Origin of the sequence: Povalibacter sp. (assembly GCF_036735925.1) — a bacterium.
In the GTDB taxonomy this organism is placed as follows: Bacteria; Pseudomonadota; Gammaproteobacteria; order Steroidobacterales; family Steroidobacteraceae; genus Steroidobacter.
In genome coordinates this window covers 23,738-37,295 of record NZ_DAINNK010000021.1, presented here as the reverse complement: position 1 = coordinate 37,295, position 13,558 = coordinate 23,738, and the positions used below count along the sequence as shown (strand labels likewise).

Annotated in this window: 10 protein-coding genes; all 10 read left to right on the top strand. The window is 64.8% G+C overall.

The genetic code is table 11. The annotated features are described in order from the left end of the window. Positions 1-3: 3 nt before the first annotated feature. The 10 genes from V7D81_RS08825 to V7D81_RS08780 all read left to right on the top strand — a co-directional run bounded on the left by V7D81_RS08825 (position 4) and on the right by V7D81_RS08780 (position 13,555). Complete coding sequence (locus V7D81_RS08825) at positions 4-429, top strand: phage tail protein (RefSeq protein WP_324315817.1); 426 nt, start codon at positions 4-6, stop codon at positions 427-429. After that, positions 426-1,412 carry a hypothetical protein gene (locus V7D81_RS08820; RefSeq protein ID WP_324315815.1) on the top strand — a complete coding sequence of 329 codons (987 nt, stop codon included), beginning with the start codon at positions 426-428 and terminating at the stop codon, positions 1,410-1,412. The genes V7D81_RS08825 and V7D81_RS08820 overlap by 4 nt, the downstream gene beginning before the upstream one ends. Before the next feature lie 9 nt (positions 1,413-1,421). Then, positions 1,422-2,093, top strand: a complete 672-nt coding sequence (locus V7D81_RS08815) for a CIS tube protein (RefSeq protein ID WP_324315813.1) — start codon at positions 1,422-1,424, stop codon at positions 2,091-2,093. Further along, a complete protein-coding gene (locus tag V7D81_RS08810) occupies positions 2,071-3,174 on the top strand; it encodes a phage late control D family protein (RefSeq protein WP_324315812.1) in 1,104 nt (367 codons plus the stop codon). Before V7D81_RS08815 ends, V7D81_RS08810 begins: the two co-directional genes overlap by 23 nt. Further along, entirely contained in the window at positions 3,171-3,809 is a 639-nt protein-coding gene (locus V7D81_RS08805; protein WP_324315811.1) for a phage baseplate assembly protein V, read from the top strand. The genes V7D81_RS08810 and V7D81_RS08805 overlap by 4 nt, the downstream gene beginning before the upstream one ends. Positions 3,810-3,816: 7 nt before the next feature. After that, complete coding sequence (locus V7D81_RS08800; protein ID WP_324315810.1) at positions 3,817-4,113, top strand: PAAR domain-containing protein; 297 nt, start codon at positions 3,817-3,819, stop codon at positions 4,111-4,113. Between the two features lie 7 nt (positions 4,114-4,120). Next, complete coding sequence (locus V7D81_RS08795; RefSeq protein WP_324315809.1) at positions 4,121-4,579, top strand: GPW/gp25 family protein; 459 nt, start codon at positions 4,121-4,123, stop codon at positions 4,577-4,579. Continuing rightward, positions 4,576-9,477 carry a hypothetical protein gene (locus tag V7D81_RS08790; RefSeq protein WP_324315808.1) on the top strand — a complete coding sequence of 1,634 codons (4,902 nt, stop codon included), beginning with the start codon at positions 4,576-4,578 and terminating at the stop codon, positions 9,475-9,477. The genes V7D81_RS08795 and V7D81_RS08790 overlap by 4 nt, the downstream gene beginning before the upstream one ends. 119 nt (positions 9,478-9,596) lie before the next feature. Further along, a complete protein-coding gene (locus tag V7D81_RS08785; RefSeq protein WP_324315807.1) occupies positions 9,597-11,396 on the top strand; it encodes a putative baseplate assembly protein in 1,800 nt (599 codons plus the stop codon). Positions 11,397-11,452: 56 nt separating this feature from the next. Further along, positions 11,453-13,555, top strand: a complete 2,103-nt coding sequence (locus V7D81_RS08780; protein ID WP_324315806.1) for a phage tail protein — start codon at positions 11,453-11,455, stop codon at positions 13,553-13,555. Positions 13,556-13,558 lie beyond the last annotated feature (3 nt).

Sequence of the window (13,558 nt, the reverse complement as noted above, 5' to 3'; positions counted from 1 at the left end):
ACCATGGCTCGCGTCGACCCTTATCGCGCTTTCCGGTTCCGCGTCGAGTTCGACGGCATCGAACACGGCGGCTTCGCGCGTGTGAAGGGCATGGCGCGCGAAACCAAGGTCGATTCCTACCGCGAGGGCGGCGTGAACGATCACGAGCACAAATTCGCCAATATCACCACCTTCGGCAATCTCGTGCTGGAGCGCGGACTGGCGGACGACTATCTCTGGTCGTGGCACGAGCAGGTGATCAGCGGCTCTCAGTTCAAGCGCCGTCCGATCGCGGTGATATTGCACGACGAGACCGACCAGCCGGTCTGGCGGTGGCTGTTCGAGCGCGCCTTCCCGGTGAAATGGTCGGGCACGGACCTGGACGCGGTGTCATCGCAAATGGTCGTGCAGAGCGTCGAGTTCGCCCATCACGGGTTCAGACGCTCATGAAGCTCGTGATCCAACATCGATCGCCGCGCTCGTTCCGCACGACATGCGCTCGCATCGCGCACCTTGTGCGCGAGTACAGCGGACTTCGTGGCGTAGCGCTGCGTCTGAGGCGTCCATCGAAGGCGCCGACAATGGCGCCTCGGAAGAACCGCTACATCGATGCGCGCACATCTATCGAGTCGCGCGCTGAACGGCATTTGCACTTCAGTCAACACCTGCATCTGACGTTGTTTAGCAGCTCCGTGCTCGGCGCTTCTGTCACGCGCGTCGGCGAACTGCGTGATGTCTCATCCACAGGACGCGCGCAGCGGCACTGGCGCCAAGCCCGCAGCTGGCTGATGCCCGCTCGCTCGACCGTCACGCCGCCGCCCGCACGGGCTTTCGATGAAACTCCGCGCGCCACTGAGCTTGCGACGCAATGGCGTGCGGCTCCGATCCGCAACCGGCGATACTCGGAAGCGCTCATACCAGCGAGTCCGCGCAGGGCTCGCGCAGCGTCATCGACATCCAGCCGCGAGCAGGTTCTGGTTCAAACTCGCGCGCCACACATTCTGGCTCGCATGCGTCTTGCAGCTCGAGAGCAAGAGTTAGCGGCGGAGGCGGAGAGGGCAGCGCGTACGGTCGCGCTCCGTCACCGCACCGCCATCAGCGTTCGCAATCGCGCCGATGCTGCTATCGAGAAGCAGGCGGGAACCCAACGATACAGTCCGCCGATCCGGCCGGTAGCACTCACTTATCGGAAGGCCACCACCGGCGCACCGACGCAGGAGCGTGGAATGGATCTCATGGAGCTGGCACGCGGCGAATTCACGCCTCGACCCGGAAACATGGCGTCGTCAGCGACCTCCACCGCCACCCGTCAATCCGCTTCGACGCCGGCGATGCCGCGATTTGATGGCCGCATGCTCGACGGTCTGGCCGACGACATCATCCGCCGCATCGACAAACGCGCGCGTGTCGAGCGCGAGCGGCGCGGGATCTAGGAGCGGCACATGGGTCTGGAACGAGCAACCATCGAAGTACTGGCGGGCAACCAGTCCGGACAGCGCATCGAAGTGCTGTTCAATCCGACCGAGTACAGCATCGAGCGCGCCAACACCTATAAGGGCACCTCCATTCCGGGGCTGTCGGGCCCGCTGCTGCAGTTCATCAACGGCGAAGCGGATACGCTCGCCATGGAACTGTTCCTCGACGATCGTACCGACAAGCCCGAGCGCGGACTGCCCACTGTGCACCAGCGCCTGGATCAGCTGGTGGGCCTGCTGGAGATCGACAGCGATCTGCACGCGCCGCCGCCGGTGGCGTTCGTGTGGGGCAAGCTGTACTTCAAGGCGATCATCGAGAAGATGTCGCGCAAGATCACCATGTTCCATCCCGACGGAACACCGGCGCGCGCGACGCTCACGGCCAGCTACAAGGAATACAAGACGCTGCCCGAACTGGTGCGCGATCCGCCGCTGCAGTCGGCGGACAAGAGCAAGCGACGCGTCATCACCGGCTGCGACAGCCTGTGGCTGCTGGCCGCACGCGAGTACGACGATCCGAAGCTGTGGCGCGAGATCGCCGAGCACAACGATCTCGACGATCCGCGCGAGATTCGTCCGGGCCAGTGGCTCATCGTTCCCTCGCTGGAGAAAGCCGATGGATCTGGCAGCGGTCGCTGACAGCTACGCGCAGTTCTTCGTGCCGGCCTTCGCGATCCGCGTGGGCGACCAGGACCTCGTGCGCCAGCGCGCCATCGGCGTGAGCCAGGTGGAAGTCGATCTCGCGTTGAGCGCGGCGGGCCGCTTCAGCTTTACCGTGGTGAATTGCTACAGCCACAAGAAGCAGGCGTTCCTCAACGGCTTCGGCGATCCCATCCTCGACGTGCTGACCTTCGGTGCGTCGGTGGAGATCGCCCTTGGATATCGCGATCATGAGCGTCTCCCGGTGCTGCTCACCGGCATGATCACGGAGATCTCCACCGGCTTCAACGAAACCGGGACACCGGAACTGTCGGTCTCGGGCTACGACCACGCGTTTCCGATGATGCTGGGCAAGCGTTCGCAGAGCTGGTCGAAGCGTACCGACAGCGACGTGGTGGCCGCGCTGGCACGCGAGCACAACCTGGAAACCGACATCCAGAGCACCACCGAGGAGCGGCCGCAGATCGAGCAGAACCAGGAGAGCGACCTCGAGTTCCTGAAGAAGCTCGCCACGCGCAATCACTTCGAGTTCTACGTCGACCCGAAGAAGCGCCTGCGCTTCGGCAAGCCGCGCGACCGCGGGACCGGAGTGGTGCAGTTGAACTACGGCCAGGGACTGCTGAGTTTCAAGCCGGAAGCGAATCTCGCCGCCCAGGTTTCCGAAGTGCACGTCTACGGCTGGAACAAGGATCGCAAGGAAGCGTATGTCGGCAAAGCGATAGCGGGCGAAGAATCCGGCCGCACCGGCGCGGGCAAGAGCGGCGGCGAGCTCGTGCGCAGCGCCATCGGCAAGCCCGCGATTCTCGAATTGCGCCAGCCCGTGTTCAGCGCCGCCGAGGCCAAGCGCCGCGCCGAGGCCGTCCTCAACGATCACGCCAAGAAATATCTGACCGGCGACGCCGAATGCCTCGGCCTGCCGACGCTGCTGCCGGATCACAACGTGACCTTCGGCAACCTGGGTGAGAAGTTCTCGCGCACCTATTACATCCAGCAGACCGTGCACAAGGTCGATGGCAACGGCTATCGCACGCGCGTGAAGGTCAAGGAGACCGCTGCATGAGCGCCGTTGCCGCGTTACCCGTCGAAGCCGAGATCGAAGCTGGCGGGTTCGTGAAGGGACTGGCCGTGGCCATCGTGCGCCAGAACAAGGACGACAGCGGGCAGGTGAGCGTGCGCGTGAGCTTTCCCTGGCACAGTCAGCCGCGCGACAGCTACGCCGCGCGCATCGCCGTGCCCATGGCAGGCAAGAAGATGGGCATGTACTTCGTGCCGGAAGTCGGCGACGAGGTGCTGGTCGGATTCGAGAAGGGCAGTCTCGAGCATCCGTTCGTGGTCGGTTGCCTGTGGAACGGCGCCGACCCATCACCGGAGACGAACAGCGACGGCAACAACGATCACCGCGTGATCCACACCCGCAAGGGACACCGGCTGTTCTTCGACGACGGCTCGCGTGGCGTGGTCACGCTGGAGCTCAACGACGGCAAGAAGCTCACGCTCGACGACGACGGCATCGTTCTCGACGACGGCAATGGCAACAAGCTGTCGATCCAGAGCTCGCAGGGATCTATGTCGTTGGAGGCATCGAGGTCGCTGTCCATCAAGGCGCCGCAGGTGAAGATCGAGGCGAGCGGCACGCTCGATCTCAAGGGTAGCGCTACCACCAATCTCCAGGGCGGCATCGTCAACATCAACTGAGGCGGCCATGGGATCTCCAGCAGCACGCGTCGGCGATCAGACCAGTCACGGCACTCCGCTGTTTGCCGGGCCAGGCGCGCTCAACGTGCTGATCGAGAAAATGCCCGCCTGGCGCGTCGGTATCGACGTGCACGTGTGCCCGCTGGTCAATGGCGTGCAGCCGCATGTCGGCGGCGTGGTCGCTATGGGCAGCAGCACAGTGCTCATCGGCGGTGCACCGGCGGCTCGCATGGGCGATTCCATCACCGAACCCGGCGGACCCAACAGTATCGCTCAGGGCGCGACCACCGTGCTCATCGGCTGAGGACATCATGGGAATCACGCGCGAACTGCAGGATGCCGACAAGCAGAAGACCTGGATGGGCCGTGGCTGGTCCTATCCGGTCATGGTGGATCCGCTTACCGGCGACATCGCCATGTCAGTGTACGAGGAGGACATCCGCCAATCGTTGCGCATCATCCTGAGCACCGCGCGCGGCGAACGCGTGATGCGTCCGGCCTTCGGCTGCGGCATCCACGAACTGGTTTACGACGTGCTCGACACGGCGCTGGTCACGCGCATAGAGGCGAGCGTGCGCGAGGCGGTCCTGCGCTATGAAGCGCGCATCGAGCTGCTCGAAGTATCGGTGGACACCAGCAACTTCCTGCGCGGCCACCTGGTGGTGCAGATCGAGTACCGTGTCCGCCAGACCAATCAGCGCGACAACTTGGTCTATCCCTTCTACTTCCGCGAAGGCGGACTGGGTGTCCGTGATGGAGGCAACACGTGATCGATCCGCCGGACTACGAAACGGCGCGACGCGCGCACTTCGAGCGCGAACTGCGCGAGCGCGCGCGCGTGTGGCTGCCTGAGTGGCAACCGCGCGATCGCGATATCGATCTTGCTGGCGCGGTCTTCGGCATCACCGCACGCCTCGCGGGCGAGGTGGCGCAACGTCTGAATCGGATTCCGGAGAAGAACTTCCGCGGCTTGCTGCATTGGTTGGGCATCCGTGGTGAAGCGGGGCGCGCAGCGCGCGTTCCTGTGGTGTTCGAGATGACAGCCGGCGCGGATGCGGTGCGCGCCGAGCGCGGTGTGCAGGTCCAGGCAGCGGGGCTGGAAGAGCCGGTGGTGTTCGAAACCGTCGAGCCCATGACGGTCACGCCGTCAGTGGTCACGTCCCTGCTCGCGACGGATCCTTCGGTTGACGCGTATTTCTCCGCGCCTCCCGGATTGCTGAGTCTCGATCTCCCGCAGGGACAGCTGGACAGCTGGGGCGTAGTGGTCGATGCGCCCGCGAGCAGCCGCAAGTTGCAGCTCGACCCGCCAAGCGGACTCACACCGGGCCTGGTACTCGAAAGCGAAGAACCATCGCCACGCCAGTTCACAGTGCTCGCCGTGGCGGACGGGCTGTGCGAAATCGATCCGGCGGTCGGCGAGGAGCACGATGAAAACACGGGTGGATTGAAGCAGGGCGGTCGCTCGCTTCCGGCCAACACGAGAATGAAGCGCGTGAAGGCTTTCGCGCCTTTTGGCGGCACGGCCCGCGACGCCCAACAACATGCGGTCTACATCGGCGCCAAGAAAACGCTGGACATCGAAGCCAAAGCGGTGCTGTCGCTGCTGGGCTGGGAAGAGCTCGCCGGCTACCAGTGGTCGTTCTGGGGCAAGGTCAACGACTCCGACAAGCCCGGCTGGATCAACATGGACTGGAAGCTGACGCAGCGGCAAACGAAAGTGCTGCTCAAGCCCCGGGGCAAGATCGAAGAGACCGAGATCAACAAGATCAAGAGCCGCTGGCTGCGCGGCTTGTGCAAGTCGCTGCCGAACGAGCGCGAGCCGCGATCGCTCGTGCCGCTCAAGGTATTCATCAACTGCGATCCCGATGAACCGTCACCGCCGGTCGAAATCGAAGGCGTGGCCAACGCTGCACCGCTGGTACTGAACACCGAGTTCTACCCATTGGGTCGTGAGCCTCGGTTGTTCGACGCCTTCTACCTCGGAAGCAGGGACGCCTTCTCCAAGCCGCGAGCGCGAGTGACCGCGCATTTCACCTTCGGCGACGCCTGGAGCAGTCCGCCCGCCGCCGCCACGAACACCAAGGCCGGTGCTGGCAATCCAATCCGACACGCGCTGTTCGCAGTCGGCATGGACAGTGCTCTGCGCGTCGTCGAAGTCGTCGAGATCAACAATGACTCCACGGTGAAGTTCCACAGTCCGCCACAGCCACCGGATGGCGCCGGACACTTCTTGAAACTGCGTGCTGGCGCGCGCCCCGGTGTGTGCCATCAAGGCGACACCACGCATGCAAGCGTGTTCGCGGGAAAAGAGGTGTGGTTGTGGAAGTCCCAAGACGACAAGTTTCCGGAAGGCTCGTGGGAGCCACTGGGGAGGCCAGTCGATCAGACGCCCACCAATGGCAACCGCGACCAGACCTTGCTGACCCGCAATGGCGCTGATACCGCGCTGTACGTGTACGCGCTGGTACAGGGAAAACTTCTCCGAAGAGAGTCGGTCGCGGGCGCAGAGTGGCAGCCGCAGTCGGTCGCGATCTCTACCGTGCGCATCGAGCTGGCGAGTGTTGTGCCGCTGGTCAACATGGATGCGGCCGCCGGAACGCCTCACGACCAGGACGGCTTGTTGGGCGTGGGTGCGGACGGCCGCCTGTACCTGCGGGATGGTGTCAGCACATGGACTGACATCACGCCGGCTGGCTACCGCGCCGACACGCAAATCTATCCATCGTTTTTCCAACTGCCTGGCTCCGCCTCGCGCCGCGTGATCTTCGCCGTCAAGACCCAGGACACGCCGGCCCTGCACATGCTCGTGCAGTTGGATCCGGCCGGCGTGGTTCCGATCAAGCAGTCGGAGGACATTCAGCTGCGGGGGACTGCGATCGAGGTATTCGCTCGCGGCACCGCCGTAGTCACCGCGTTCACGCTCGTGAACGCGGGTGTCGCCAGTCCCGCGCAGTGGGACCCGAACAGCACGGTGAGTTCGCGTGTCGTACCGATCGGTCTGCCGCCCGGGCCCGGCGACCTGACACAGGGTCCCGCCCGCGCCGGAGCGCGCCTGATGTTTCCGGGCTCACGCGGCGTCTTGCGTGTGATGACCTTCGATGCCTCGGCGCACGCTGACGATCCCAACGCGACAGTGTTCTCCGCCGCGCTGCTGGAGAGTTCCGCCAATCTGGTCAGCACGGAAAAGTATCGTCTGGACACCACGCCCGCCGAACCCGAGGAGAAGCAGGTCGCGGTCGTCGAAAGGGAAGTCGTGCTGGAGGAGAACCGCGGATTCGCTCTCATCCTCGATGACGCAGGTGTCACCACGAACGACCGCGCGGCCGTCGCGCTCTATCGAGACCAGAATCCGACCTTGTTCACCGGCACGATCGATAGCCAGGACCGGCTGCGGATCGCGTCGACGGACACGATCACCGACGTCGGCATGATGGTGTTCATCAACTGGGTCGATGCCGGCGTGGCCCATGATCGCCTGCTGCGCGTGCTCGCTCGCAGTGGCGACCGGATGGTCCTCGGTGTGTCGTTCCCGGCCGCCGCGAGCACAGTGCAGTACGTCCCCGTCGACAAGGTCGCTGACCTGACCGCGACGTTGCGGCCGGCACTCGAGGTGGACGCAAAGTTCGGCGGCGCCAACGCCACTTTCACGTTTCCCGACCTGGAACCAGTGCGGCAAAAATTCCTGGTCGGCGCCCCCCACGCCGACGCGACAAAGCGCTGGGTGGTATTGCGCGAAGCCTGGAGCGACGCGCCCGATGGGCCGGCGAAGATGAGCGCGGACGCTCTCAACGTGCACATCAAGGACGGGCAGCCGCCTCGCGGCAACAACCCACTGCTCTCCTGGGAGTTCTGGGATGGCAGCAGTTGGTGGCGCATTCCCGGCTTGACGGATAGCACCGACAGTTTCGTCACGAGCGGCGACGTTGAATTCTGCGTTCCGGAGAACATCGCCGAGACAGAGGTGGCCGGCCGCAAGAATTTCTGGGTCCGCGCGCGTCTGCTGGGCGGCGACTACGGCCGTGAATCCGTGAAGCTGGAGACGGACAGCACCGGCAAGGTGCAGACCGTCACACGCAGCACCGAGAACATCCGCGCTCCATTGGTGAACCAGGCGACGGTGACCTACCGCTTGTGCTGCCCGGTTATCCCCGACAACGTGCTGACGGAAGACGGCGGCGACTTCGTGAATCACAGTGCCGCCAATGCCGAGCCGGACACGAAGATCCGGGCCTTCGTGCCGCTGTCCGTGACTGGCGATCGACGCGCCGTCTACGTGGGTTTCGACGCGCCACCTGGCGCGCAGTCCATGAGTCTGTTGTTCGTGCTCGAAGAAGGCTCGCACTTCGACGCCTATCCGTTGCGCGCAGAGATGCGCCGCGCGAATGGCTTCGAGCTCATCGATTGCCAGGACGCCACCAGAGGGCTCAGCGAGACCGGTATCGTCAAGCTGCAGTTCGAGGCGCCGCCGCTCAAAGTGGGCATGTTCGGCCGGTCGCAACACTGGGTGCGCTTGTTGCCCAGAGAGGGATTCGACCCGGAAAAGTGGCTCCCGGTGATTCGCGGTGTGTATGCGAACGCGGCGATTGCCGAGGCGCATGAGACTCAACGCAATGAAATGCTGGGCTCCTCGGATGGCCGGCCTGGCCTGCGCGTGACGCTTGCGCGCACGCCCGTGGTGCAAGGCAGCCTGGTCGTGCGAGTTCGGGAGCGGCTATCGGACGAAGAGATCGAGGAGCTGCTCAAACACGACGCGAGCAGCGTCGTCACCAGACTCGCCGAGCGTGAAGGCCCGTGGGTACTCTGGAAAGAGCGTACGGACCTTCTGAGCAGCGGTCCGGGCGAGCGCGTATTCGCCTTCGAGGACGACACTGGTGACATCACCTTCGGCGACGGCGTGCACGGCATGATTCCGCCGGTGGGGCGCGACTGCATCGTCGCCGAAAGTTATCAGCGGGGCGGTGGCGAGGTCGCGAACCAGGTGACCCGGCGCACCGCGGCCAGTCTCATCACACCCCTGCAAGGCGTCGAACGCGCGGCTTTCGCTGGCGACGCCATCGGTGGATCGAAACCCGATGACGCCGAACGCACGCTACGCCTCGCACCGGATCGACTGAGCCGTCGCGAGCGCCTGCTTACGCTCGCGGACATCGAGCGCGCGGCGCTCGAATTCTCGGTGGACGCGGCCCAAGCGTCCGCACGTCGCGCGGCGGGCGGCGTCGAGTTGCTCCTGGTGATGAGCGGGTCCGATCCGCTGCCATCCGCCGACCTGCGGCGTGGCCTGGCGAGGAAGCTCGCCGGGCGTGCGTCGCCTGATCTCGCGGTCGCGGGCGCAATCCGGGTGCGGAGGCCGGACGTTCTGCCCATCAAGATCAAGGTGCGGCTCAACGTCGACGATCTTGCGGACGCCGATCAGGTTCGCACCGATTGCGAGCAATGCATCGTTGCGCTGTTGAATCCACGCGACGGCGGCTTCGATCGCCAAGGGTGGCGACTCGGCGTCTTGCCGAATCAGACCGACATCGCTGCATGCATCGAAGACGTGAAGAACATTGCCGCGCTTACGAGTATCAACATCGAGGCGGCTCGCGTCAGCGCCACACATCTGGTTCGGCTTGCGGATGACGATCTGCGGATCGAGATCGATCTGTCGCCGGAGGCGGTCGCATGAGAGACCTGCGCCTCAAGCTGGACAATCTGCAGTTCGACGAACTGGCGCAGATCGCGCGCTCGCAGATCCCGTCGCTGGCGCCGCGCTGGACCGATCACAATGTTCATGACCCCGGCATCATGCTCACCGAGTTGGTGGCGTGGATCGCGGACGCACAGATCTATTCACTGGGCCGTGATCGCCGTGACGAGCGTCGCGCGTATGCACGACTCATGGGTATCCAGTCGAGCGGCCCGATCGCCGCGCAGGGACATCTCTGGCCCGATCGCGCACTCACCTTCGATCCCGCGCGGCCCGTCTCTTGGGCGCGCGGGACCGTCGTCGATGCGCGCAACGTCTGTTCCGTCACGCGCAGCGACGCACCGATATTCCACCCATCCGCATCGCTGTACCTGACGACCTGCAAACTCTCACGCTTGCTGGCGCGCGCCGAAGAGGGGACGGAGACGGACCTGACGCGCGTGAACGAGCATGGTGCCGCGGAATTCAGGCCGTTCGGTGTCGCGCCAGGACGGACTGCGCGTCTGCGCCTGGAATTCTCGGGCGGCTCGAACGGCTCAACGGCGCCAACGTCGAGCCGCGCCCAGCTCGCCATCGGCTTCGAAGTCCCGGATGCGCAGAGTTCAGCGTCGGCGCCGCGAGCTTCACGGCTGCGTGCGCGCCTTATCGATGCCCAGGGCTCGCACGATCTGACTATCGCCGCCGATCACACTGACATGTTCACGCGCACTGGCGTGTTGCTGCTCGACATCGATCCGCGAGCCATGGCTGTCGACGACAGGTTTGCGCTTGAGATCGACTGCCCTAGCGGCCGGTGGCTGGTAACTCCGCGGGTCACGCGTATCTCGCCGAATGTTATTCCCTTGCTTCAAAGCGAGCACCTCGAATGGCTCGATGTCGGCCTTGGCCACGGGGTACCTGATCAGGAGCTGAAGCTGCCCGTGCCCGGCTTGCAGTTTGACGAGGCACACCGCGTCGCGGTGCGCGCGCTTGATGGCGGCGCGTGGCATGAGTGGGAGAAAGTCGAAGACTTCGAGAGATCCGGCCCGGAGGATCGTCACTTCCATGTCGACGTGGACCACGCGACGCTGCGCTTTGGCAATGGCTTCAATGGCCGCGCGCTGGAGAATGGCGCACCGGTGCAGGCCACCTACGACGTGTCGCAGGGACTCAAGGGAAATCTGGCCGCCAGCATGTTGTGGACGGTGAGCGGCATCCTCGGCGTGTACGGCACCAACATCGCAACGATGTCCGGCGGCATGGATGCGCAGCTCGATCGTGATCTACAGATCGCAGCGCGTGAAACGCTCAAGCAGTCGCGACCCATCGTGTCATCAGCCGATCTCGAAGCAGCGGCATTGGCTTGTAAAGATCTGCGTGTGAGCCGTGCCCACGAGCTACTTGCGCCCGCCGGTAGCCGGCGAGTCGCGGGAGAGCGCCGATTGCTGGTGCTTTCCGATCATCGCGACGACGTCGCGCCAGCTGCATACGAGCCGGACGCGTGGCTCCAGGAGATTCATTCGCGACTGGCTCCGCGCCTGCCCGCCGGTCAGCGTCTGGTGATGGTCAGGCCGCGGTACGTCGAGATCGGCCTGCGTGCCCGCTTGGTGGCGTCGCCGCGACTCGACGTCGCGGAACTCGCAACGCAGATTAGCAAGTACATCGCCGGACAGCGCTTCGCCTTGCTACCAGCTTCAGGCATCACCGCGTGGCAGCTCGGAACCGCGCTGACCAAAGTCAGAGTGTCCGCGTGGCTACGAAAGTTCGCCGGCATCGCTCGCGTGCTCGAACTCGACCTGTTTGCCAACGGACAGCCCGTGAACGAAGGCGTGGACATCCAAGGGGCCGCTCTACCGTTGCTTCGACTGTCGCCCGGCGACATCAGAGTGTTGCGCTCCGACGATCCGGAGGCCAGATGAGCACTGCGCCACCGCGCGAGTACCGATTCGCGACAGCGGAGCATTGGCGCCGCGGCTTGCGATACCGCTTCGATGCAGTTGGCGACACCCTGCGGTCCGCGCCGACCTTTCATCTCATCGCCAGCATCTGGGATCCCACTCCCACAAGTGCCGTCGCGACCGCGCCGGATGACGCGGTGTTCTGGCGTGTCTTCGAATCGGCGGATGCGACTCAGAGCGAACGTGTGTGTATGCGGCGAGCCTTCGGCGAGTCTGCGCGCGAGCGTGATTCGATCGAGCTGATCGGCGCGCTGCGCGCAGGGCGTCGCTGGGTTGTGGATCGCAACCATTTCTGGACATTCGCGTCACCCGAGGCGTCCCTCGTGCGCCTCAGTCGCAGCAACTTGACGGTCGACCTGGAGGTCGACCTGGCACACGCTGCCGCGCAGGCGCTGGAGGACGATCTCGCAAAGGTCGAACTGCTCGACATCGCCAGCGACATGCGCTGTGGAGTGTGGACGCTGCTGCGGATCACTGCGCGCGCTGGTCAACCGCCGCGTCATCTCGTGGCCAATCTCGATGTGCGTGGCTGCTGGGTACGTCACTGCTGCTTGCCTGCGACTTCGCGCGCGGCCAGCCAGATCGCGGTCACTCGTCATGGCGCCACGCTGGTGGTACTGAGAGAAGAGGGCAGGTTGCTCGAGCTCTTCGACGCGAACACCTGCAAGTTGTTTCGCAGGGTCGCGCTCACGGGATTTGATTGCTGCTGGGCCGCGACTCGATTGGCCAGCGATGGCCGTCAGCGCATTGCCCTGGCCGGTGGCGCGGACGGAAAGTCCGATCAGGTCTGCGCATTCGATGGCGACGGTGATGTGTTGCTGCGGCCGCAGGGCGCGGGCGATGCGGTCTGTGATATCGCCGTTCATCGCGAACGCATCTGGTTGGCCACAGCAACCGGCTTGCGTCTGTTGGAGTCCGGCGCTGGAGAGGGCGCGGCTCGCGAATCGGAAAGCATCTTCATGACGTCGGTGCTGGAGTCGCCGGTCACCGCGGAAGGTCGCGGATGGCTGCGAGCCGAGCTGCTGCTCGAACTACCGGCGGAGGGCAGCATCGAGGTTGAGTTCGCCGGCATAGATGATCCGGACCTGCTTCGCCGCGTACGTGATGTGCTCGCCGACGGCGCCCGCTCGGCGGACGATCGCCGACTCGAAACCTGGAATCAGTTCGATCCGACAGCGGTGCGCCGATACGTGTTCAGCGGCGCGCAGACGCCCGATCTGCCGGTAGCCATTCCTATTTTCGAGACCGACGCGCGCTGGCTGGTGCTCGCCATACGCGTGATCGCTCCGCCGTCAGCCAGCGCTCCAGTGGTGCACTCGCTCGTGGTTCGATACCCGGAGCGTTCGATCGCCGAACACATCCCGGCTATCTACCGCAACCGTAGCGAAGATCCGGGCGGCTTCATGCGCCGGCTGCTGGGCGTGCTCGAATCGACGACTCAACGTGTGGAAGCGCGCATCGCTGGCATCGGCCGCAGTCTCGATCCGCAATTCGCAACGTCGAAGATGCTCGACTACCTCGCGTACTGCCTCGGCATACCCTGGGACGAAAGCCTCGACGAGACGGCACGACGGCGCCTGCTCAGCAGTGCCCCGGTCATCTTGCGGAATCGAGGCACGCGCGCAGGGCTTCGAGAGTTGCTGCGCGCAGTGCTCGGCACCAACGCGCGGATCCTCATCGCCGACCTCACAGTGGACCATGAAGTGACTCGACTGGGTGGCGGTGGCTGTCGTGGAGCACGACTACCGTCATTGCTGTCCGGACAGAGGCGGGGCACCTCGACACTGGGCGAGAAGGCGGTGCTCGGCGTGGCGAAGCTGCCCACGCAGGAAACCCGGCCGACAGCACTGGATCCCTTGCGCACGATCGTGCCCACCGTGCGGATCGACATCACCGCATCTCGCGAGGTGCGCGCGAAGCTGCAGCCGTTGCTCGGGAACTTGCTACGCCAATACCTCCCGGCGGGAGTCGATACGGTGCTTCGTTGGCATACGGGCGCGGTCAGCGCCGCCGATGAGTGGGCGCTGGTGCTCGATGACCCGGCACCGGCGCGACTCGGCGCGGATCAGCGCCTGGGTTACGCGCGGCTCGGCGGCGACACGGACATCGTCTTGCAATAGATC

What these genes read in the sequence shown, in the direction of transcription:
- V7D81_RS08825 (WP_324315817.1), top strand. Translation starts at nt 4, where the DNA reads ATGGCTCGCGTCGACCCTTATCGCGCTTTCCGGTTCCGCGTCGAGTTC.
- V7D81_RS08820 (WP_324315815.1), top strand. Translation starts at nt 426, where the DNA reads ATGAAGCTCGTGATCCAACATCGATCGCCGCGCTCGTTCCGCACGACA.
- V7D81_RS08815 (WP_324315813.1), top strand. Translation starts at nt 1,422, where the DNA reads ATGGGTCTGGAACGAGCAACCATCGAAGTACTGGCGGGCAACCAGTCC.
- V7D81_RS08810 (WP_324315812.1), top strand. Translation starts at nt 2,071, where the DNA reads ATGGATCTGGCAGCGGTCGCTGACAGCTACGCGCAGTTCTTCGTGCCG.
- V7D81_RS08805 (WP_324315811.1), top strand. Translation starts at nt 3,171, where the DNA reads ATGAGCGCCGTTGCCGCGTTACCCGTCGAAGCCGAGATCGAAGCTGGC.
- V7D81_RS08800 (WP_324315810.1), top strand. Translation starts at nt 3,817, where the DNA reads ATGGGATCTCCAGCAGCACGCGTCGGCGATCAGACCAGTCACGGCACT.
- V7D81_RS08795 (WP_324315809.1), top strand. Translation starts at nt 4,121, where the DNA reads ATGGGAATCACGCGCGAACTGCAGGATGCCGACAAGCAGAAGACCTGG.
- V7D81_RS08785 (WP_324315807.1), top strand. Translation starts at nt 9,597, where the DNA reads ATGCTCACCGAGTTGGTGGCGTGGATCGCGGACGCACAGATCTATTCA.